The following is a 20,731-nucleotide window of genomic DNA, read 5'->3' as shown; positions in this document are numbered from 1 at the left end:
CTGAAAACGAAGGGGAGTTGAACCTCATAGCACCTGATCGCGCGCCCTTAGCGCCTGGGCCATCGCCTGGGCTTCCGCCTGGCGCCCCTCGTCCGCCCATGCCGTGGCGAGCAGGCGCATGGCGGTGAGGCTGGCGGGGTTTTGCACCAGGTAGCGCGCGGTCATGGCGTCGGCGTCCCGGCCGCGCCCGGCCGCGCGCAGTGCGGCGTCCATGCGGCGCAGGACGGGTTCGTTGAAACGGATGGCGGCGGCGTTTTCGTATTGCGTCAGCGCGCCGCGGGCGTCGCCTGCCATCATGCGCGTGTCGCCCGCCAGAAGCCAGGCTTCGGCCGCGCCGGGATTGGCGGCGCGCAGGCGGTCTGCCACGTCACGAGCCTGGTCGAACTGCCGGGCGGCGAGCAGGCCGCGCGCATAGGGAACGGCCAGCACGGCGAAGTTGGGCCCGTCCTGATAGCGCAGGGCGAGCGCCCCGAGCGGCAGGTCGGGCGGAATGGCAACAAATGGGCGCAACTTTGCCTCTGGCGCCAGCAAGCCCTGCGCCCGGCGCGGCTGGCCCAGCCTTTGCCAGGCGCGCGCCACCACCGCCTGGAGATAGGGCGGCGCGAAAGGCTGGCGCGCCACGCCGTCCCAGCGCCACGCCACCTGGCGCACATCGCCCTCGCGCGCGATCGCGCGGGCCAGCAGTTGCTGGGCCTGGAGATTATCGGGTTGCAGCCGCACCAGCCGCGCCAGCAGGCCTGACGCGACGCTGAAATTGCCGGCCCGGAATTCCAGCACGCCGCCCAAGAGCATGGCGGCGGGCATGTCGCGCAGCGCGGTGCCGGTGCGTTGCAGGATGCTGCGGGCCAGATCGGTCTGCCCGGCGCGCGCGGCGATCACCGCCTGGAAATAGAGCGCGCGAACATTGCCGGGATCGACCTCGGCCAGCTTGCGCACCACCACCAGCATGGCGCGGGCCTGGCCCATGTCGCCCAGCGTGGCGGCATATTCGGCCAGCAGGTCGGGATCCTGGGGCCGAATCGCCAGGCCCTGTTCGAACCACGGCAGCGCGGCGCGCAGCCCGAACTGTTCGCGCACCAGCATGCCGCGCAGCACCAGGGCGTGGGGGTTCTGCGGCGCCAGCGCGACGGCGCGCGTGGCGGCTTCCACCGCCTGGGCCTGTTCCCCGCCAGCAAAGCGCACGCGGGCGATCGACACCCACAGGTCCGCGTCGGCCGGGGCCAGGCGCAAGGCCTGGTCGAAAGCCTTGCCAGCGTCGGGCAAGCGCCCATCGGCCAGGGCCAATTCGCCGCGCATGCGCCAACCCAGAGCCGCCGTATCGGGCGTGAAGGCAGCGCCGCCATCAAGCAGGAGATGGGCATCCCCCCGCGCCCCGCGCGCCAGCAGCGCGGCGGCTAGATCGGCACGCAGGGCATCGGCCGGGGCGCCATGGCGCAGCGCCTCGCGCAGGGCCACTTCGGCAGAGATCGGGTCACGCCGCGCCAGGGCCGCGCGCGCCTTGGCCCGCACGGCATCGAGCGGGGGTCCATCGGCCACCGCCTGCCCCACCGGCACCAGCGCCAGCAGCAGCCCGAGCAGGGGCGCTAGCAAGGCGCGGGCGCGATCACCCATGCATGTCATACTGCTTGAGCAGGTCATAGAGCGTGGGCCGGCTGATGCCGAGCAGGCGCGCCGTGCTGGAAATGTTGCCCTCGCTGCGCGCCAGGGCATGGCGGATCGCCTTGCGATCGGCTGCCTCGCGCACGGCCTTGAGATTGAGCGGATTGTCTGCCGCCGCATCGGGATTGGGCAGATCGAGATCGGCGGCCGCCACCAGCTTGCCATCGGCCATGATCACCGCGCGCTTCACCCGGTTTTCCAGTTCGCGCACGTTGCCCGGCCAGCCCCAGCCATCGATGGCAGCCAGGGCATCGGGGGCAAAGCCCTTGACCGCCGGGTTCATCTGCGCCGCAAAACGGGTGAGAAACGCCTTGGCCAGCAAAGTGGCATCGCCTGGCCGCTGCGCCAGGCCAGGGATCTTCACCACGATTTCGGCGAGGCGATACCACAGGTCTTCGCGAAAGCGCCCGTCGGCGATCATCGCTTCCAGGTTCTGGTGCGTGGCACAGACGATGCGCGTGTCCACCGCGATGGAGCGCCGCCCGCCAATCCGCTCGATCGTGCGTTCCTGCAGGAAGCGCAGCAGCTTGACCTGAAGCTGGAGCGGAATGTCGCCCACTTCATCGAGGAACAGCGTACCGCCACTGGCCTGCTCGATCTTGCCCTCGGTGGTCTTGACCGCGCCGGTGAAGGCGCCCTTCTCGTGGCCGAACAGCTCGCTTTCCAGCAGGTTTTCCGGGATCGCGGCGCAGTTGATCGCCACGAACGCACCGCTGGCCCGGCCCGACGCCTCGTGCAAACCGCGCGCCAGCAATTCCTTGCCAGTGCCGCTGGCGCCCAACAGCATGACCGAGACATTGGTGTTGGCCACCCGTTCGATCGTGCGGGCCACTTTCACCATTTCCGGCGCGGCCGTGATCATGTTGCCCAGCACGCGGTTATCGGCCGGGGCGCGGGTGGCGAGCGTGCGGTTTTCCGCCTCGATCCGGTGCAGGTGCAGCGCGCGGCGCACGATCAGGCCCAGCGCATCGATATCCACCGGCTTGGGATAGAAGTCATAGGCGCCTTGCGCCACGGCACGCAGCGCGGATTCGCGCGCGCCATGGCCCGATGCGACGATGACCTTGGTATCGGGCTTGATCGCCATGATCGCATCCAGCACGGCAAACCCCTCGCTCACACCGTCGGGATCGGGCGGCAGGCCCAGATCCAGCGTGACGACCGCCGGCTCCTCGGCGCGCAGCAACGTGAGCGCAGTGGCGCGATCACCGGCGATGAACACCTCGAAATCCTCGTAGGCCCATTTGAGCTGGGCCTGAAGCCCCGGATCGTCTTCCACGATAAGCAGCTTGGGGCGGGAATCGGTCATCATGCAATGTCCTGCTGGGAATCCGGATTAGACAGGGCGGCGGTGCTGGCCAGCGGCAGGCGCACGGAAAAGCGGCTGCCCAGCCCTTCCCGGCTTTCCACATCGAGCCGGCCCCGCATCGCGCGGACCAGTTCACGCGCTTCGAACGCGCCGATGCCAAAGCCGCCCGGCTTGGTGGAAACGAATGGCTTGAACAGGCCATTGCGCACGAATTCGGCGCTCATCCCGCTGCCGGTGTCGATCACGTCGATGCAGCCGTGCAGGCCTTCGCTGCGCACCTGCATCACCACGGTGCGCGCGGGCGGGCTGGCATCGACGGCATTCTGCACGAGATGGGCCAGAACCTGGTCCAGCGTTTCGCGATGGGCCATGATCACGCAAGGATCGGCCTCTACCAGCGCCACGTGGGCGTGGCCGGCCACCTGGGGCCAGCGCGCGGCCAGCGCCTGCGCCACGGCCCCGGCATCGACCGGGGAAAGCTGCTCGACATTGCCCGCGCCGTAGCGCGAAAGGCGGGCCAGCAGGGCATTGAGCTTGTCGGCCGAATTGCTCAGCGTGACGAGCATGTCCTTGCGGAATTCGGGATTGTCGGCATGGCGCTGCGCGTTGCGCGCCAGCAGGCCAAGCTGGCTCGCCAGGTTCTTGATATCGTGCATCACGAAGGCGATGCGGCGATTGAATTCATCGAACCGGCTGGCTTCGAGCAGGGCAAGCTGCCCGTTGCTTTCGGCGATATAGCTGGCGAGCTGGTGGCCGACCACGCGCAGCAGATCGAAATCCTCCCAATCGAGCTTGCGCGCCACGGCCGGGCGACCCAGCACGACAAGGCCAACCAGCCGATCGAAGTGGAGCAGCGGGACGAGCGCCCAGATCGACTCTTCGGCGATCATCCACGCCGGGGTGACGGCGGCCTCCCCCTGGTGGTCGATCCCGCCGCGCACTTCGTCGAGATCGACGATGAAGCCACCGCGTTCGAAAAAGGCCGCGCCGGCCGCGTCCATCGCTTGCGCCGGCACATCGAGCGTGGCCCATTGCCAGCGGGCAGCCAGGACCAGCTCGCCACCGTCGGCCGGCACCAGCAGCGCGCCGCGCGCACTGTCGGTGATATCGGCCACGGCCTGGACCACGCGGGCGTGCAAGGGCACGGCATCGGCGCCGCCATCGGCGCCCACCCGCGCACCGCCTCGCCCGATGGTGTTGGTAAACCGCAGCCATTCGGCGCGATAGTCATAGCGGTGCTGGAAAAAGTGCTTGGACACCATCACGTTGAGCCAACTGCGCAGCCGTCCCGAGGGCATCAGCGCCAGGACCAGCACCGTGGTGGCAAAGACAAAGCCCAGTTGCGTGAGCATGGTGGCATTGCCCCCCGCCCAGGCAACGGACTGCGCCACGCCCACCATGACCAGCATGTACCCACCGATCACCAGCAGCGAGAGCGACTGGAACGCCACCGCACGCGAGGGGGAAAAACGCCCGGTCGCGCGCTCTCGCGCCGCGCCGGTGGCCAGCAGCACCACGCCGAGCAGCGCCGCGAGCGCACGCAGGGCGACGAGTTCGGCCGGCGTGCCGCGCACCAGATAGGCGATGGTGTAGAAATTGAGATCGTAGCCCCAGATCAGGGCCAGCGCCGCGCAGGTCCACCGCACCGCGGCGCGCTGGGCGGTCATGGCCCCTGCATAGAGATTGTGCACCAGGACCAGCGCGCCGGTGATGACCAGCAGGCGCAGCATGACCGAAATCTGGAAGATCATCGCCACGGCCGGCGCAACCATGCGGAACCGCCAATCGAGCACCATCAGCGCCAGTTGCAGCAGTTCCACCACGGCCAGCACCACCAGCACCGGGCGGACCGGCGCAACCGATTCGTGCCGCCCGTCGCGCGCGAACAGGGCATAGACCACCAGCAGCCAGGCCAGGTTGCGTGCCACGTCGGCCATCAGCGCCAGCGGATCGCCCGGGGTGAGCGCAGCCTGGAGCAGCGCCCAGACGGCGCTGACCAGCACGGCCCCCACGGCAGCGCGGCTGACCGGCTTGCCCCGCCGCTGCCGTTCCACCTGCCACATGCCCAGCACCAGCGCGCCGAACGCCGCCAGCACGAAGACCCATTGGCCCAGCCCTATCCATCCCACCGGGGCGAGCATCGTGCGCAGCCCCTCAGCGCGCACCTTCGTGCCACAGCACCACGCGCAGGGTCTGCAGCAGGATCAGCAGGTCGAGGAAGGGGGTGTAGTTCTTGGCGTAATAGAGATCGTATTCCAGCTTGTGCCGCGCATCTTCGATCGAGGCGCCATAGGGATAGTTGATCTGCGCCCACCCGGTGATGCCGGGCTTCACCATGTGCCGCTCGGCATAATAGGGCAGGTGCTCTTCCAGGTCGGACACGAATTCGGGCCGTTCGGGACGCGGGCCCACGAAGCTCATCTGGCCCTTGAGCACGGTCCAGGTCTGGGGCAGTTCGTCGATGCGCAGCTTGCGGATCAGGCGGCCGATGCGGGTAACGCGCGGGTCGTTCTTGGCGGCCCATTGCGCGCCATCCACTTCGGCATCGGTGCGCATGGAGCGCAGCTTGATGAGATTGAACGTCTCGCCATAAAGACCCACGCGGGTCTGCCGAAAGAACGCTGGGCCCTTGCTGTCGAGCTTTACCAGGATTGCGAACAGCACGATGATCGGAGCGGTGAGCGCCAGCAGAATCACGCTGGCGCAGATATCGAACGCCCGCTTGATCGCGCCCGACAGCATCCGGCCAGAGGAAAATCCGTCGGAAAAGATCAGCCAGCTGGGATTGACCGTATCGAGATCGACGCGGCCGGTCTCGCGCTCCACGAAAGTGGAGAAATCATTCACGTGGACGCCGGTGGTCTTGATCCGCAGGAGGTCCTTGAGCGGCAGGGCGTTGCGCCGCTCCTCCAGCGCCAGGACCACTTCGCTCACGCCCAGGTTTTCGACAAAGCGGGTGAGATTGGGCAGTGCGTCACGGCTGATCGCTTCTTCCACCACGGGGGGCTGGCCGCTCATCGCCACATAGCCAACGATGACGAAGCCGGATTCGGGCCGCTCGCCCAGCTTGCGCAGCCGGTCGGCGCGGTTGCCGGCGCCCAGCACCAGCACGCGGCGGCGAAACGCGGCGGTGCCCAGAAACCCGCCCAGCACCAGGCGCACGCCCACCAGCAGCACCAGCGAGATGACCATGGCGTAGAACAGGTTGGAGCGCCACAGCGTGCGCCCCGGGATGAGGAAATAGACGACCGATAGCGCGATGATCCCAAGGCTGACGGCCACCATCAGCCGCGCCGTGGCATAGCGCATCGAGCGCAGCGCATCCGAGCCATAGACGCCCACCGAAACCATCGCGGTGTGCACCAGCACGGCAAAGGTGAGCAGCGGCAGGACCCGGTCGGCCGGGCTGCCCACATCGATGCCGATCTGGTGCGCACGCACCATCCAGCCCAGTTCACCCGCCAGGATCAGCAGCCAGAAATCGATCATTCCCAGCAGGAAAACGGCATTGGGGATATAGTGTTTGAACAGGCGGATCATCAGGCCAAGGGTATCCCACTGTGCCCGGCATGGGCGCTTCGTTGACTGGCATTGCGTGAACGGGCGTATCGTTAGCAGGGGCATAAGCCCGCGTGGGTAAATTGTCGGTGAATCTGACAAGTCACGGTTAACAACGTCGGCTTGGCTTACAGCCTCTCCTCCCTACTGGCCGAGTGCGTCAATCCCTGCCATGCTGGCGCGCATGCGGCAGAAAGAACTGCGCCTGGCCCTTGTTTCCACCGGCGGCATCAGCCTGGCGGTCTATATGCATGGGGTTACCAAGGAGTTGTGGCACCTCTCGCGCGCGAGTTGCGCGGTGCATGCCAAGGGCCCGCCGATGGTGACGCCCAAGCCCGGCATCGAAGACGTGTGGATGCGGCTGCTCGACACCATCCACGCCCAGCGCGGGCAGCGATTGCGCGTGCTGGTCGACATTCTTTCCGGTGCCAGTGCCGGAGGCATCAACGCGGTGTTCCTGGCCCAGGCCCTGGTCACGGGGCAAAGCCTGGAGCCATTGACCCGGCTGTGGCTGGCGCGGGCCGATAGCGACGTGCTGCTTGATCCCGATGCGCGGCCGTGGGGGCGCTTTGCCAAGTTCTGGGCGCAGCCGCTTGTCTGGGCCGTGCTGCGCTGGCCAGCCCTGCGCCGCAGCGGCGGCGAACTGGCACAGGAAGTGGGGCCTGAAACGCGCGGGGAAGTGCGCCGCAAGGTTTCGCGGCTGATCCGCGCGCGCTGGTTTGCCCCGCCGTTCAGCGGCATCGGCTTTTCCCGCCTGCTGGCCGAGGCACTCGATGCCATGGCGCGCAGCGGCAATGCCGCGCCGCTCTTGCCGCCGGGCCACCCGATCGACCTGATGGTGACGGCCACCGATTTTGCCGGGCACCCTGCCCCGCTGCGGCTCAACAGCCCGCCGGTGGTGGAGGAAAACGAACACCGCCTGGCCATCGGCTTTCGCGCCGAAGCGCGCGCGCATACCGGCGAAGGCCTGGCGCCGGTGCCCGAACTGGTCATGGCCGCGCGCGCCACGGCGAGTTTTCCCGGCGCCTTTCCGCCGCTGACCCTGGCCGAGATCGACATGCTGGCGGCCGAGCGGGGCGAGGCCTGGCCGAGCCGATCGGCTTTCCTGCAGCGCATCATGCCGCAGCGTTGGCGGCGCGGGACGCTGGACCAGGCCGCGCTTGTCGATGGGGCGGTCTTGGTCAACCGGCCGTTTGCGCCCGCGATGGCGGCGCTGGGCAGCCGGCCCTCCCGGCGCGAAGTGGACCGGCGCTTCGTCTATCTCGATCCCGCGCCGCATGCCCCGGCGCAAGGGCCGCAGCCCGCCGCGCCGGTTGGCTTTCTTTCTGCCATCTTTGGCGCGCTTTCCACAATCCCGCGCGAGCAGCCGATCCGCGACAACCTGGAAGCGCTGGAACGGCAATCGCGCGAGCGGCTGCGGCTGCGCGCCATCGTCGATTCGCTGCAGGGCGAGATCGAGGATACCGTGGCGCGCCTGTTCGGCCACACGCTGTTCTTCGATTGGCCCAATCCCAAGCGGCTGATCGGCTGGCGCGCACGGGCGCAGCAGGCAGCCGCCCAGCAGGCCGGCTATGCCTTTCACGGCTATGCCCAGGTCAAGCTGGCGGGAATCGTGGCCGATCTGGCCGAGTTGATCACCCAGGCCCTGCCCGCCGACGACAACGCCGGGGTGGAAGAAGCCCTGTGGCATCACCTGGCGCAGCAGGGGCTGGACAACCTGAGCGCGCGAGGCGGCGGCGCAACGACCCCGGCCATTGCCTTTTTCCGCGCGCACGACCTGTCATTTCGCATCCGCCGCCTGAAACTGCTGGCCCGGCGGCTGACCACCGATTGGGACGAGGCGGCCGAGATCGCGCCCGCCGCGCGCGAGGCGGCGCGCGACGTGGTCTATCGCGCGCAGGCGCTGTACCAGGCGCGCGCCAGCCTGCACGGGCTGGGCCCCGGCTTTGCCGCCAGCGCCGCCGTGGTGCGCGAAGACCCCGGCGCGGTGCTGGCGGCGATTGCCGCCCGGCGCGATCTGGCGCGGCTGGACGATGAAGTGGATGGCATGTTCGTCCATGCACTGGGCGCGATGGACAAGGCGCTGCGCCGCCGTTTCCTCCACGCCTACCTGGGCTTTCCGTTTTATGACGTCGCCACGCTGCCGCTGTTCCAGGGCGATGGCCTGGGCGAATTCGATCCGGTCAAAGTGGACCGCATTTCACCCGAAGACGCCACCGCGATCCGCGACGGCGGCACGCGCGCCTGCCTCAAGGGCATTGCCTTCACCCACTTCGGCGCCTTCTTCAGCCGCGCCTGGCGCGAGAACGACTACTTGTGGGGTCGCCTCAACGGCGCAGAGCGGCTGATCGACATGGTCTGCTCCACGCTTGACGTGCCGCTCGATCCCACCCTGGTCGCCGGGTTCAAGCGCGATGCCTTTCTGGCGATCCTGGATGAGGAAGAGCCGAGGTTGCGGGCCGAGCGGGGGTTGGTGCCGGGGATTCGCGGGGAGGTTGAGGCGCGGTTTGCAACGGGGGAGCCAGGGTTTGACCACCCCCCGACCCCCTCCTCTGAAGAGGAGGGGGAGTAAAGGCAGAAAAGCCCCCTCCTCTTCAGAGGAGGGGGCTGGGGTAGTGTTGGAGTTTACCCGACCTTAGTCCGTCAGATCGGTCCAGGCGTCCTTGATGCGTTCGAAGAAGCCCTTGGATTGGGGGCATTCCTCACCGGTTTCGGTGGCCTGGAATTCGCGCAGCAATTCGCGCTGGCGGGCCGAAAGCCGGCTTGGGGTTTCCACCTGGATTTCCACCACGAGATCGCCCGAACCGCGCCCTTGCAGCACCGGCATGCCCGCGCCACGCTTGCGCAGTTGCTTGCCCGACTGGATGCCGGCGGGAATCTCGATCGCATGGCGGCTGCCATCGAGACCGGGAATCTCGATCTCGCCGCCCAGGGCGGCGGTGGTGAAGCTGATCGGCGCGCGGGTGAGCAGCGTGGTGCCGTCGCGTTCGAACACCTTGTGCCGCGCGATGTGCAGGAAGATGTAGAGATCGCCTGCCGGGGCACCATTCGGCCCGGCCTCGCCCTTGCCGGCCAGGCGGATGCGGGTGCCGGTATCCACGCCGGCGGGCACGTCCACCGCCAGGGTCTGCGGCATGTCTACCCGGCCTTCGCCGCGGCAATGGCGGCAGGGCTTTTCGATCACTTCGCCGCGCCCGTGGCAGTTGGGGCAGGCGCGTTCGACCATGAAGAAGCCCTGTTGTGCCCGCACCTTGCCATGGCCGCCGCACAAGTTGCAGCGACGGGCAGAGGTACCGGGCGTGGCGCCCGAGCCCTTGCACGGTTCGCACGGCTGCGAGACTTCCACCTTGATTTCGGCGGTCTTGCCATGGAACGCCTCTTCCAGCGTAATTTCCATGTCATAGCGCAAGTCTGCGCCGCGCCGGCTTTGCTGCCGGCCACCGCCGCCGCCAAAGGCGCCGCCGAAGATCGTTTCGAAGATATCGCCGATGTCGCCGAAATCGCCGCCGCCAAAGCCGCCTGCACCGCCGCCGGGGCCGCCCTGCTGGAACGCGGCATGACCATAGCGGTCATAGGCGGCGCGTTTCTGCGGATCGGAGAGGCAGGCATAGGCCTCGTTGATCTGCTTGAACTTGGCTTCGGAATCCTGACAACCCGGATTCTTGTCCGGGTGGTATTTCATCGCCAGCTTGCGGAAAGCCGTCTTGATGACCTTGTCATCAGCCGTGCGTTCCACTTCCAGCAATTCGTAATAATCGGCTTCGACTGCCATAAGAAAGCCCTCTCCCCACAAGGGGAGAGGGCCTGGGCGAAAGCCATGATTAGGCGTTCCTGGTCCCCTCTCCCCTTCCCTTGCCGAGATACCCCGGCAAGGGAGGGGGTCATGTTGCAGATCAAGCCTTGGTGTCGTCCACTTCCGAGAACTCGGCGTCGACCACGCCATCGTCCTTGGGGGCTTCGGCGCCCGGAGAGGCAGCACCGGCCTGTTCCTTTTCATAGATCGCCTGGCCCAGTTTCATCGCCTTGTCGGTGAGAGCCTGGGTCTTGGCGGTCATTTCTTCAACATTGCCGCTTTCGATCGCGGTCTTGGCTTCCGCCAGGGCCGCTTCGATTTCGGCCTTCAGGCCAGCGTCAACCTTGTCGCCATGCTCTTCAAGCTGGCGCTCGGTGGCATGGACCAGGCTTTCGGCGTTGTTCTTGGCCTCGGCCGATTCGCGACGCTTCTTGTCTTCGGCGGCGAACTTTTCGGCATCGCGCACCATCTGGTCGATATCGGCGTCGGACAGGCCGCCCGATGCCTGGATGCGAATCTGCTGTTCCTTGCCGGTGCCCTTGTCCTTGGCCGAAACGTTGACGATGCCATTGGCGTCGATGTCGAACGTCACTTCGATCTGCGGCACGCCACGACGCGCCGGCGGAATGCCGAGCAGGTCGAACTGGCCCAGCAGCTTGTTGTCCTGCGCCATTTCGCGTTCACCCTGGAACACGCGGATGGTCACGGCCTGCTGGTTGTCTTCCGCGGTCGAATAGACCTGGCTCTTCTTCGTCGGGATCGTGGTGTTGCGGTCGATCATCTTGGTCATGATGCCGCCCAGCGTTTCGATACCCAGCGAAAGCGGGGTCACGTCGAGCAGCAGCACGTCCTTGACGTCGCCCTGAAGCACGCCGGCCTGGATGGCCGCGCCCATGGCCACGACTTCGTCAGGGTTCACGCCGGTGTGCGGATCCTTGCCGAAGAAGTCCTTCACCACGTCGCGCACCTTGGGCATCCGGGTCATGCCGCCCACGAGCACCACGTCGTCGATATCCTTGGCGGTGAGGCCGGCATCGGCCAGCGCCTTGCGGCAGGGTTCAAGCGTGCGATCGATCAGCTTGCCGACCAGCCGCTCAAGATCCGAACGGGTGATGGTTTCCACCAGGTGCAGCGGGGTGGTGCTGCCACCTTCCATGCGCGCGGTGATGAAGGGCAGGTTGATTTCGGTGGTCTGGGCCGAAGACAGCTCGATCTTGGCCTTTTCCGCCGCTTCCTTGAGGCGCTGCAGGGCAAGCTTGTCGCCACGCAGGTCAAGGCCTTCCTTGCTCTTGAACTTGTCCGCCAGGTATTCGACCAGGGCGGTGTCGAAGTCTTCGCCGCCCAGGAACGTATCGCCGTTGGTGGACTTCACTTCGAACACGCCATCGCCGATTTCCAGGATGGAGATGTCGAAGGTGCCGCCGCCAAGGTCGTACACGGCAATGGTCTTGCCGTCCTGCTTGTCGAGGCCATAGGCGAGCGCGGCCGCCGTGGGTTCGTTGATGATGCGCAGCACTTCAAGACCCGCGATCTGGCCGGCATCCTTGGTAGCCTGGCGCTGTGCGTCGTTGAAGTACGCCGGCACGGTGATCACCGCCTGCGTCACGGTTTCGCCGAGGTAGCTTTCGGCGGTTTCCTTCATCTTCTGAAGGGTATAGGCCGAAATCTGCGACGGGCTGTAATCCTGCCCACCGGCCTTGACCCAAGCATCGCCGTTCTTGCCCTTGGTGATCGTGTAGGGCACCAGTTCGGTGTCCTTCTGGGTCAGCGGATCGTCGAAGCGACGGCCGATCAGACGCTTGACCGCGAAGATCGTGTTGTCAGGGTTGGTCACGGCCTGGCGCTTGGCCGGCTGGCCGATCAGGCGCTCGCCGTCCTTGGTGAAGGCCACGATCGAAGGCGTCGTGCGTGCGCCTTCCGAATTCTCGATGACCTTGGGCGTACCCCCATCCATCACCGCGACGCAGCTGTTGGTCGTGCCGAGGTCGATACCAATAACTTTAGCCATGTTTCCCCATATCCTTGCGTGTTGACACCGCTAACTCGGGCGTCCCCCTTGTGGGCAGGCGCCACCTTGGCGGCTCGTTACGGGCGGGATATAGGTGCGCTTGCGCTTGGCACAAGCCCCGCGCGTGCTATGGCTGGCCCACATTTTCACGCTTATCGAAAAGAAGGATCGCCCGCCATGCGCGCACAAGTTCCTGCCCGCCGTGCCTTTGCAACCGTGAGCCTTGGCCTCGCCCTGGCACTGGCCGGCTGCAGCAAGCCTGCGCCGCAGGAAAGCCCGAGCGCGGCGGCAAGCCTCGATGCCACGCCGGAAAACGCACCGGGCACCACGCTGACCGACGCCACCGTGCAACTGCCCGCCGTGGCCGGTAATCCGGGCGTCGCCTATTTCACCGTGGCCCAGGGCAGCGGCCCTGACCGCCAACTGGTGGCGGTGCACGTGGATGGCGCTGGCCGCGCGGAAATGCACGAAAGCGCGATGAAGGATGGCATGATGCAGATGTCCCCCTTGCAGACGGTCGCATTGCAATCGGGCAAGAGCGTGGAATTCAAGCCGGGTGGCAACCATGTCATGCTGTTCGACCTTGCGCCCAGCCTCAAGGCGGGCGGCGTGACCGAATTGACGATCACGCTCGACAATGGCGACAAGGCCACGACCAAGGCCAAGGTGGTGGGCCCCGGCGGCGCCGAAGCGGCGGGCGACATGGGACACATGGACCATATGTGAGGGCGGCGCGTGGCGGCGATGCATGCCCGCCCGCTCACGGCCGGGGAAGTGGCGCTGGGGCGCAGCATCTTTCGCGATGCCATAGACTGGCCGCGCGTGGAGTTGCGCCGGCGGCGCTGGTGGCCGTTCCAGAAAACCAACGTGGTCATGGCGCCGGCCGGGCATATTCATTTTCACCCGCGCGCCGATTTCTGGTCAGCCGACTTTTCGCACGAACGGCTGAGCCTGCAGGGCTTGCTCATTCACGAGCTTTGCCACGTATGGCAATGGCAACAAGGCATTTTCCTGCCTTTGCGGCGACATCCGTTCTGCCGCTATGAGTATCGGCTGGAACCGGGCAAGCGATTTGCCCGCTATGGCCTGGAACAGCAGGCCGAAATCGTGCGCCATGCCTTCTTGTTGCAGCAAGGCGCGCAACTGCCCGATCGGCCGCCCTTGCCGGCCTATCGGGCAGTGCTGCCATTCTGATCAGCAGACGCGGTAGTTGCGCCCGTCGGCGTCGGTCCGCCAGCAGTCCTTCTTGACCTGCGAACCGGCCGCCGCGCCCACCGCGCCGCCGATGGCCGCGCCCGTGCCGATATTGCCGCCGGAAACACCGGCCACCGCCGCGCCAACGCCGGCACCAGCCAAACCACCTTCGCCCGCATAGTTGCGCGCGCACCCGGCCAGCGAAAGCGCCGCCAGAGCCATCGAAGCGGGAATCAGGAACTTCCTACCCATGAGAAATCCTCCATGTGCCTCCCGTTGTCACGAGAGGTTACGATGGAGGGGCAGGTTTGGTTCCGTGTTAGCGTGTTGCTGGCAAGCGACATCAGGCCTCGAAACCAAAAGCCCCCGCCTGTTCCGAGGCGGGGGCTTTTGTCTGATGCGGGGCCTGGAGCGACCTGTCGGGTCAATCCGGCTTCTTGGCGACCACGACCATCGCCGGACGCAGCAGGCGGTCCTTGATGGTGTAGCCGGCCTGGAGTTCCTGCACCACGGTGCCGGGTTCATGCTCGGCCGAGGGCACTTCCATCATCGCCTGGTGCTGATGCGGGTCGAGCGGCAGGCCGCGTGCGGCGATGCGGCTGATGCCGTGGTTGCCAAAGACCTTTTCGATCTCGCGGCCAGTGGCCTCAAGCCCGGTCACCAGGTTCTTGAACTTCTCATCCTCGCGCAAGTCAGCCGGGATCGATTCCAGCGCGCGGGCAAGGTTGTCGGCCACCGAAAGGATATCGCGGGCAAAGCTGGTGGCGGCATAGGCGCGCGCGTCGGCAATGTCCTTTTCCATGCGGCGGCGCACGTTCTGGGTTTCGGCCTTGGCGTAAAGCACGTCCTGCTTGGCGACTTCCAGCGATTCGCGCAGGGCGGCCAGTTCGGCCGCATGATCGGCCGAAGGAGCGCCCTGGTCCTTCAGATCATCAGGCACGCCGGCCAGTTCGGCTTCGACTTCGGCGTCATGGGGGCGCGTCTCGTTATCGCTCATTTGCGTGAAAATCCGTCTTGTCCGATAAGTTTGCCCAAGGATTGGGCCGTGAAATCCACCATGGGGACGACGCGCGCATAATTCAACCGCGTTGGGCCGATCACGCCGACCACGCCGACCACCCGGCCTTCGCCATCGCGCCAGGGCGAGGCGATGACCGAGGAACCCGAGAGCGAGAACAGGCGGTTCTCGCTGCCGATGAAAATGCGCGTGGCCTGCGCCTCGCGCGCGGCATCGAGAACGCCGGCAATCGCCTCGGCGCTTTCCAGCTCGTCCAGCAATTGCCGCACGCGCTCGATATCGCCCAGCGCGGTTTCATCGAGCAGGTTGGCCTGACCGCGCACCACCAGGACCGGGCGCTGCGCCGCGTCCATGCTCCACACCGCCAGCCCGCGCTGCACCAGATCAGCGCTCGCCGCATCGAGCGCGCTGCGCCCGCCCGCGATCTCGTCGCGAATGGCGCTGACCGCCTCGCCCAGCGTGCGCCCGGCCAGCCGCGCGGTGAGATAGTTGGAAGCCTGATCGAGCACGAACGGCGCGATCGGCGCCGGCAGGTCGATCACGCGGTTCTCGATCGCGCCGTCTTCGGCCACCAGCACGGCCAGCGCCCGCAACGGCGAGAGCGGCACGAACGAAAGCTGCACCAGGCGCGGTTCGCGGCGGGGCACCATGATCACCGCCGCCCCGGCAGAAAGATCGGAGAGCGCTGTGGTGGCCGCCGCCAAGGCCGCCTCGATCGTGCCGCCGCCCGCGCGGCTGCGTTCCAGCCCGCGCTCGATTTGGGCGCGCTCGGCCGCCGAAGGTTCGGCCACTTGCATGATCCCGTCGACGAACAAGCGCAGGCCCATTTCGGTGGGCATGCGTCCGGCGCTGGTATGGGGCGCGGCAAGCAGCCCGGCATCCTGCAGTTCCTGCAGCACCGAGCGGATCGAGGCTGGCGAGAGATTGACGCTGCCACTGCCGGCCAGCGTCTTGGACCCGACGGGTTGGCCCGACGCGATATAGCCTTCCACGACCAGACGGAAAATGTCGCGCGCGCGATTGGACAGTTCGGTGAGCGTGGGACCATGCATACCGCGCCCTTATGTAGAAGCATTGGCCCGGGGCTCAAGGGATTTGCTTGCGGGAGGGATTTGCTTGCGACTGGCCACGCAATCGGCCAAGGCAGCGCCCAATTCAGGCACCCACCATCAAGGAATTTCTACATGCGTCCTTCCGGCCGCGCCGCCGATCAGATGCGGGCGATCACCATCGAGACCAATTTCACCAAGCATGCCGAGGGTTCCGTCCTCATCGGCTTTGGCGATACCAAGGTGCTGGTCACCGCTTCGGTCGAAGAACGCGTGCCGCCCTTCCTGCGCGGCAAGGGCGAAGGTTGGGTGACGGCAGAATATTCGATGCTGCCCCGCGCCACCCACACCCGCGGCAGCCGCGAAGCGGCCAAGGGCAAGCAATCGGGCCGCACCCAGGAAATCCAGCGCCTGATCGGCCGCTCCTTGCGCGCCGTGACCGATCTCAAGAAGCTGGGCGAACGCCAGATCACCCTGGATTGCGACGTGATCCAGGCCGATGGCGGCACGCGCACCGCGTCGATTTCCGGCGCCTGGGTGGCGCTGCGCCTGGCGGTGCAGAAGCTGATGGATGCCGGCGCGATTGCCGAGGATCCGCTGACCCGCAAGGTGGCGGCGATTTCCTGCGGCATCGTCAAGGGCACCCCGGTGCTCGACCTGGATTACATCGAAGACAGTTCGGCCGACGCCGACGCCAACTTCGTGCTGATCGAAGGTGGCCATATCGCCGAAGTGCAGGCGACCGCCGAAGGCGCGACCTATGACGAAGAAGCGCTGCTGCGCCTGCTGCGCCTGGCGCGCCTGGGCTGCAACGACATCTTTGCCGCCCAGGAAAAGGCCGTCGCGCGGTGACACGCAAGCTCACCCCCGGCAAGCTGGTGATCGCCACGCACAACAAGGGCAAGCTCAAGGAAATGCAGGCCTTGCTGGCGCCCTATGGCATGGAATGCCTGTCGGCCGGGGAACTGGGCCTGCCCGAACCGGAAGAAACCGGCACGACCTTTGCCGAAAATGCGCTGATCAAGGCGCATGCCGCCGCCAAGGCCGCCAACCTTCCGGCGCTGTCGGACGATTCCGGGCTGAGCGTGGCGGCACTGGGCGGCGCGCCCGGCGTCTATACCGCCGATTGGGCCGAAGCGAGCCCGCTGGAAGGCGGCCCCGGGCGCGATTGGTACATGGCGATGGGCAAAGTGGAGGGCAAGCTGGCCCAGCTTGGCCCCGATGCGCCGCGCGACGCCTGGTTCACCTCGATGCTCGCGCTGGCCTGGCCCGATGGCGAGGCGCAGACCTTTGAAGGGCGGATCGACGGCACGCTGACCTGGCCGCCGCGCGGCACGCTGGGCTTTGGCTATGACCCGGTGTTCGTGCCGGAGGGTGGGACGCAAACCTTTGCCGAGATCGACCCGGCGGAGAAGAACGCGGTGAGCCATCGCGCGCGGGCCTTTGCCAAGCTGGTCGCGGAACAGTTTGCGGGGTAGTATCTGACAGGTTGTTGGTGACTTCCACCACCCCCAACCCCCTCCTCTAAAGAGGTGGGGGTTTTAAGCGCCTATTACTCCCCTCCTCTTTAGAGGAGGGTGTTGGGGGGTGGTGGGAACCTCGCACAAAGCCTCAGTCGGAGTAAAAATGCCCCCACTCGCCCTCTATATCCATTGGCCGTTCTGCCTCGCCAAGTGCCCCTATTGCGACTTCAACAGCCATGTTCGCGCCAAGACCGACATGGCCGCATGGGAAGCCGCCTTGCTGGCAGACATGGCGCACGAGGCGGCGCTGTTGCCGGGGCGGGAACTGACCTCGATCTTTTTCGGCGGCGGCACGCCCTCATTGATGCCGCCCGCGCTGGTAGCGCGGCTGATCGAGGCAGCCGGGCAGCACTGGCGCCTGTCCGACAGCATCGAGATCACGCTGGAAGCCAATCCATCCTCGGTCGAAGCGGCCAATTTTGCCGCGCTGGCAGGTGCTGGCATCAACCGCGTGTCGCTTGGGCTCCAGGCGCTGGACGACGAGACGCTGCATTTCCTGGGCCGCCTGCACGATGCAGCCGAGGGGCTGGCCGCGCTCGACGTGGCGCAGCGCCATTTCGCGCGGGTGACGTTCGACCTGATCTATGCCCGGCCCGGCCACACGCCTGAAAGCTGGCTGGCCGAACTGGACCGCGCGCTGGCGCTCGGCACCGGTCATATGTCGCTGTACCAGTTGACGATCGAACCCGGCACGCGCTTTGCCACGCTGGTGCGTGAGGGGCGCTTCACGCCGCTGGATGACGATGCCGCCGGCGATCTCTTCGCGCTGACACGCGAGCGGATGAACGCGGCCGGCCTGCCTGCCTATGAAATCAGCAACCACGCCAGGCCGGGCGAGGAAAGCCGCCACAACCTGACCTATTGGCGCTACGGCGACTATGCCGGCATCGGGCCTGGTGCCCACGGCCGCCGGCTGCACACCGCCACGGTGCGCCACAAGAAGCCCGAAAACTATCTGCGCGCCGTGGCGCAACAAGGCCATGGCCTGGCGGAGGAACGCGCGCTGGGCCGCAGCGAACAGGCCAGCGAAGCGCTGCTGATGGGCCTGCGCCTGGCCGAAGGGGTGGACGTGGGCGCGCTGGCCACCCGTTTCGGCCTGCCCGAAGCGCTGCTGATCGATCCGGCCAAGCGCGCGTTTCACGGCCGCAATGGCCTGCTGCACGAAGAAGGCGCGCGGCTGGTGGTGACCGAGGCGGGGATGCCGCTGCTCGATGCCTTGCTGGCCGAATTGGTGCCGGCAGACCTGGTCGCCTGACCGGCCATGGAAAGCGCCATCGACAGGGCCGGCCTGCTCATCGCCTGGCACGATCATCTGGCGCTGTCGCTGCGCCGCTCCCCCCACACGGTGCGCGCCTATCACAAGACGGCGGTACGCCTGCTCGACGCCTTGCCGCCCGGTCAGGACTGGGCAAGCCTTGCCCGGCTCGACGCGCCGCGCCTGCGCCAGCACCTGGCTGAGCGGCGGGCCGATGGATTGGTCAACACCTCTGCCGCGCGGGAGCTTTCCGCGCTCAAGGCGTTCCTTGCCTTCGCCCGCGCGCAGGCCGGATTGCCCGATGCCGCGCCACCCCGCCTGCGCGGCCCACGCGTGAAGAAAGGCCTGCCCCGCCCGATCTCGCCCGACGATGCCGTGGCCCTGGCCGAAATGGTTTCGGAAGAAGCCGCGCCGTGGATTGCCGCGCGCGACCGGGCCGTATTGCTGCTGCTCTATGGCGCGGGCCTGCGCATTGCCGAAGCGCTGGCCCTGCCCGCCAGCGTGCTGCCCCTGGGCGAGCGACTGACGGTGACCGGCAAGGGCGGGCGCCAGCGCGTGATCGCCCTGTTGCCCGTGGTGCGCGATGCGGTGGCCGACTATGCCGGCCAAGTGCCCTGGCCCCTGGCGCGCGACGAACCACTGTTTCGCGGGGCCAAGGGCGGCCCGCTTTCCCCCGGCATGGTGCAGCGCGCGATGGCCCGCGCGCGTGTGGCGCTGGGCCTGCCGGCGACGGCCACACCGCACGCGCTGCGCCACAGCTTTGCCACGCACCTGCTGGGCGCCGGGGCGGACTTGCGCAGTCTGCAGGAACTGCTGGGGCATGCCAGCCTGTCTTCCACGCAGATCTACACGCGGGTGGATGCGGCGACTTTGCTGGATGCCTATCGCAATGCGCATCCGCGGGAGCGTGGAGAGTAGGCGATCCCCCCTCCACCACCCGCTTTGCGGAGGGAGGATCTTTATTTCGCGCGCGGCAGGCGTAGCGTGGTGAGGAGGCCGCCGAGGTCTTCGCTTTCCCCCAGCGTCACAGCGCCGCCATAGAGTTCGGCCACGTCGCGCACGATGGCCAGGCCCAGGCCCGTGCCGGGCTTGCCGGTATCGAGCCGGGCGCCGCGGTCAAAGATGCGTTCGCGTTCGGCTTCGGGGATGCCCATGCCGTCATCCTCCACCCAGATGTCGCAGAAGCGGGGATCGGTAAGCACCGCATCGATGGTGATGAACACCGAGCCGCCGCCATACTTGGCCGCGTTTTCCACCAGGTTGCCGAGGATTTCGTCAAGGTCCTGGCGCTCGATCGCCACGCCGGCCTCGCGATTGCCATCAAGGTCGAACCGCACCTGGGGATAGAGCCGGGTAACGGCGCGGACCACGGCATCGGCGCTTTCCCACACGGTGGCGCGCGAAAGGCCGGTGGCGCGGCGGCCCACGGCGCGGGCGCGGGCAAGGTGGTGATCAACCTGGCGGCGCATGACCGCCGCTTCGCGGATCACCGTATCGGAAAGATCAGAGGCGTGCGCCGTCGCCGCGTTCATCACCACGGTCAGCGGGGTTTTCAGCGCGTGCGCCAGATTGCCGGCATGGGTGCGCGCTTCTTCGGCCTGCTTTTCCGAATGGGCGAGCAGGAGGTTGATTTCCTCCACCAGCGGCTGGACTTCGAGCGGCAGCGGCTCGTTCACGCGGGCCGCGCCGCCATCGCGCATCGCGGCGATCGCCCGGCGCACGCGGCGCAGCGGGCCAAGCCCGTAGTAGGTCTGCAAGCCGGCCATGATGAACAGGCCCATACCGAGCACCAGGAACGACCAGACCAGGATCGAACGGATGCGGCTGATCTGGGCGTCGAGCTCGCCCCTGCTCGCCGCCACGGAAAATTGCCAGAGCGTGTTGCTGCCCGGCAGGATCACCGAGCGCTCGATCATGCGCAGCCGTTCGCCATTGCCGAACTGGTTGGAATCATAGATGTGCGGCGCGGTATCGACATGGTCGCCGCGCAGCTTGAGCGTGCGGTCCCACAGCGAGCGCGAGGGGAAATCGTCGTGCCCCTGCCCCGAAATCTGCCAATAGAGCCCGCTGTTGGGCTCAAGGAAGCGCTGGTCGCCCAGGGGCCGGTTGAAGAATACTTCGCCATCGGGGCCGATTTCGGCCGAGGCGACCATCGCCGTGAGCATGTAGCCCAGCTGGTCGTCGAAATTGCGGGTAACAAGACCAGTCAATGTGCGATCGAGCGCGATACCGCCGCCCAGCAACAGCACGGTGACCCAGGCAAACGCGATCAGCAGCATGCGCCGCGACAGCGAGCCGGTGTGCTGGCGCCCACCTGCCGTGGCGGCGGCGGCTTCGGCGCGGTGGCGCCCGAAGCCCAGCCGCA

17 protein-coding genes are annotated in these 20,731 nt (G+C 67.0%); 7 read left to right on the top strand and 10 right to left on the bottom strand.

Features of this window, described 5'->3' with window-relative positions:
* Window positions 1-24: 24 nt before the first annotated feature.
* From FHW94_RS05260 to FHW94_RS05245, 4 genes are read right to left on the bottom strand one after another with little or no spacing between them, the layout of a single operon-like run.
* Window positions 25-1,611 carry a tetratricopeptide repeat protein gene (locus FHW94_RS05260; RefSeq protein ID WP_168554655.1) on the bottom strand — a complete coding sequence of 529 codons (1,587 nt, stop codon included), beginning with the start codon at window positions 1,609-1,611 and terminating at the stop codon, window positions 25-27.
* Complete coding sequence (gene prsR / locus FHW94_RS05255) at window positions 1,604-2,968, bottom strand: PEP-CTERM-box response regulator transcription factor (RefSeq protein ID WP_168555487.1); 1,365 nt, start codon at window positions 2,966-2,968, stop codon at window positions 1,604-1,606. The genes FHW94_RS05260 and prsR overlap by 8 nt, the downstream gene beginning before the upstream one ends.
* Window positions 2,968-5,133, bottom strand: coding sequence for an XrtA/PEP-CTERM system histidine kinase PrsK (gene prsK, locus FHW94_RS05250; RefSeq protein WP_248290281.1), 2,166 nt, complete (start codon window positions 5,131-5,133; stop codon window positions 2,968-2,970). Before prsK ends, prsR begins: the two co-directional genes overlap by 1 nt.
* Window positions 5,123-6,508, bottom strand: coding sequence for a TIGR03013 family XrtA/PEP-CTERM system glycosyltransferase (locus FHW94_RS05245; RefSeq protein ID WP_168554654.1), 1,386 nt, complete (start codon window positions 6,506-6,508; stop codon window positions 5,123-5,125). Before FHW94_RS05245 ends, prsK begins: the two co-directional genes overlap by 11 nt.
* Before the next feature lie 202 nt (window positions 6,509-6,710).
* Here FHW94_RS05245 and FHW94_RS05240 point away from each other — a divergent pair, with 202 nt between their 5' ends.
* On the top strand, window positions 6,711-9,098 hold the full coding sequence (locus FHW94_RS05240; RefSeq protein WP_168554653.1) for a patatin-like protein: 2,388 nt from the start codon (window positions 6,711-6,713) through the stop codon (window positions 9,096-9,098).
* Window positions 9,099-9,161: 63 nt separating this feature from the next.
* Here FHW94_RS05240 and dnaJ read toward each other — a convergent pair whose 3' ends face one another.
* Entirely contained in the window at window positions 9,162-10,298 is a 1,137-nt protein-coding gene (gene dnaJ / locus FHW94_RS05235; protein ID WP_168554652.1) for a molecular chaperone DnaJ, read from the bottom strand.
* 121 nt (window positions 10,299-10,419) lie between these two features.
* Window positions 10,420-12,327: a molecular chaperone DnaK gene (dnaK, locus tag FHW94_RS05230; RefSeq protein ID WP_168554651.1), complete on the bottom strand. Its 1,908-nt coding sequence runs from the start codon at window positions 12,325-12,327 to the stop codon at window positions 10,420-10,422.
* Between the two features lie 177 nt (window positions 12,328-12,504).
* On the opposite strand from dnaK, the gene FHW94_RS05225 reads away from it, so the two are divergent.
* Window positions 12,505-13,053: a copper chaperone PCu(A)C gene (locus FHW94_RS05225; RefSeq protein ID WP_168554650.1), complete on the top strand. Its 549-nt coding sequence runs from the start codon at window positions 12,505-12,507 to the stop codon at window positions 13,051-13,053.
* Window positions 13,054-13,071: 18 nt separating this feature from the next.
* Window positions 13,072-13,521: a vgr related protein gene (locus FHW94_RS05220; RefSeq protein ID WP_168555485.1), complete on the top strand. Its 450-nt coding sequence runs from the start codon at window positions 13,072-13,074 to the stop codon at window positions 13,519-13,521.
* Here the strand turns inward: FHW94_RS05220 and FHW94_RS05215 are convergent, their stop codons facing one another.
* The 3 genes from FHW94_RS05215 to hrcA form a co-directional block, all read right to left on the bottom strand.
* Window positions 13,522-13,773, bottom strand: coding sequence for a glycine zipper domain-containing protein (locus tag FHW94_RS05215; protein WP_179504556.1), 252 nt, complete (start codon window positions 13,771-13,773; stop codon window positions 13,522-13,524). It lies immediately after the preceding gene.
* Window positions 13,774-13,945: 172 nt separating this feature from the next.
* Window positions 13,946-14,518 carry a nucleotide exchange factor GrpE gene (gene grpE, locus FHW94_RS05210; protein WP_168554649.1) on the bottom strand — a complete coding sequence of 191 codons (573 nt, stop codon included), beginning with the start codon at window positions 14,516-14,518 and terminating at the stop codon, window positions 13,946-13,948.
* Window positions 14,515-15,591: a heat-inducible transcriptional repressor HrcA gene (gene hrcA, locus FHW94_RS05205; RefSeq protein ID WP_168554648.1), complete on the bottom strand. Its 1,077-nt coding sequence runs from the start codon at window positions 15,589-15,591 to the stop codon at window positions 14,515-14,517. Before hrcA ends, grpE begins: the two co-directional genes overlap by 4 nt.
* Before the next feature lie 132 nt (window positions 15,592-15,723).
* Between hrcA and rph the strand changes: the two genes are divergently transcribed.
* The 4 genes from rph to FHW94_RS05185 all read left to right on the top strand — a co-directional run bounded on the left by rph (window position 15,724) and on the right by FHW94_RS05185 (window position 19,284).
* Window positions 15,724-16,440, top strand: coding sequence for a ribonuclease PH (gene rph, locus FHW94_RS05200; protein ID WP_168554647.1), 717 nt, complete (start codon window positions 15,724-15,726; stop codon window positions 16,438-16,440).
* Window positions 16,437-17,066, top strand: a complete 630-nt coding sequence (gene rdgB, locus FHW94_RS05195) for an RdgB/HAM1 family non-canonical purine NTP pyrophosphatase (RefSeq protein ID WP_168554646.1) — start codon at window positions 16,437-16,439, stop codon at window positions 17,064-17,066. The genes rph and rdgB overlap by 4 nt, the downstream gene beginning before the upstream one ends.
* Window positions 17,067-17,214: 148 nt before the next feature.
* Window positions 17,215-18,366, top strand: a complete 1,152-nt coding sequence (gene hemW / locus FHW94_RS05190; RefSeq protein ID WP_168554645.1) for a radical SAM family heme chaperone HemW — start codon at window positions 17,215-17,217, stop codon at window positions 18,364-18,366.
* 6 nt (window positions 18,367-18,372) lie between these two features.
* Complete coding sequence (locus tag FHW94_RS05185; protein ID WP_168554644.1) at window positions 18,373-19,284, top strand: tyrosine recombinase XerC; 912 nt, start codon at window positions 18,373-18,375, stop codon at window positions 19,282-19,284.
* A gap of 41 nt (window positions 19,285-19,325) precedes the next feature.
* Here FHW94_RS05185 and FHW94_RS05180 read toward each other — a convergent pair whose 3' ends face one another.
* Complete coding sequence (locus FHW94_RS05180; RefSeq protein WP_168555483.1) at window positions 19,326-20,645, bottom strand: HAMP domain-containing sensor histidine kinase; 1,320 nt, start codon at window positions 20,643-20,645, stop codon at window positions 19,326-19,328.
* Window positions 20,646-20,731: the final 86 nt, after the last annotated feature.

Origin of the sequence: Novosphingobium sp. SG720 (genome assembly GCF_012275365.1) — a bacterium.
Classification (GTDB): domain Bacteria; phylum Pseudomonadota; class Alphaproteobacteria; order Sphingomonadales; family Sphingomonadaceae; genus Novosphingobium; species Novosphingobium rhizosphaerae.
Note: the sequence above shows the minus strand (reverse complement) of the source record. Positions and strands in the feature narration are given on the sequence as shown.

Excerpts from the sequence above, each read along its gene's own strand:
- FHW94_RS05220 (WP_168555485.1), top strand. The coding sequence starts at position 13,072 with ATGCATGCCCGCCCGCTCACGGCCGGGGAAGTGGCGCTGGGGCGCAGC.
- FHW94_RS05185 (WP_168554644.1), top strand. The coding sequence starts at position 18,373 with ATGGAAAGCGCCATCGACAGGGCCGGCCTGCTCATCGCCTGGCACGAT.
- FHW94_RS05260 (WP_168554655.1), bottom strand. The coding sequence starts at position 1,611 with ATGGGTGATCGCGCCCGCGCCTTGCTAGCGCCCCTGCTCGGGCTGCTG.
- dnaJ (WP_168554652.1), bottom strand. The coding sequence starts at position 10,298 with ATGGCAGTCGAAGCCGATTATTACGAATTGCTGGAAGTGGAACGCACG.
- prsR (WP_168555487.1), bottom strand. The coding sequence starts at position 2,968 with ATGACCGATTCCCGCCCCAAGCTGCTTATCGTGGAAGACGATCCGGGG.
- FHW94_RS05225 (WP_168554650.1), top strand. The coding sequence starts at position 12,505 with ATGCGCGCACAAGTTCCTGCCCGCCGTGCCTTTGCAACCGTGAGCCTT.
- FHW94_RS05180 (WP_168555483.1), bottom strand. The coding sequence starts at position 20,645 with ATGCTGCTGATCGCGTTTGCCTGGGTCACCGTGCTGTTGCTGGGCGGC.
- hrcA (WP_168554648.1), bottom strand. The coding sequence starts at position 15,591 with ATGCATGGTCCCACGCTCACCGAACTGTCCAATCGCGCGCGCGACATT.
- FHW94_RS05240 (WP_168554653.1), top strand. The coding sequence starts at position 6,711 with ATGCGGCAGAAAGAACTGCGCCTGGCCCTTGTTTCCACCGGCGGCATC.
- FHW94_RS05215 (WP_179504556.1), bottom strand. The coding sequence starts at position 13,773 with ATGGGTAGGAAGTTCCTGATTCCCGCTTCGATGGCTCTGGCGGCGCTT.
- rph (WP_168554647.1), top strand. The coding sequence starts at position 15,724 with ATGCGTCCTTCCGGCCGCGCCGCCGATCAGATGCGGGCGATCACCATC.
- FHW94_RS05245 (WP_168554654.1), bottom strand. The coding sequence starts at position 6,508 with ATGATCCGCCTGTTCAAACACTATATCCCCAATGCCGTTTTCCTGCTG.
- hemW (WP_168554645.1), top strand. The coding sequence starts at position 17,215 with ATGCCCCCACTCGCCCTCTATATCCATTGGCCGTTCTGCCTCGCCAAG.
- dnaK (WP_168554651.1), bottom strand. The coding sequence starts at position 12,327 with ATGGCTAAAGTTATTGGTATCGACCTCGGCACGACCAACAGCTGCGTC.
- grpE (WP_168554649.1), bottom strand. The coding sequence starts at position 14,518 with ATGAGCGATAACGAGACGCGCCCCCATGACGCCGAAGTCGAAGCCGAA.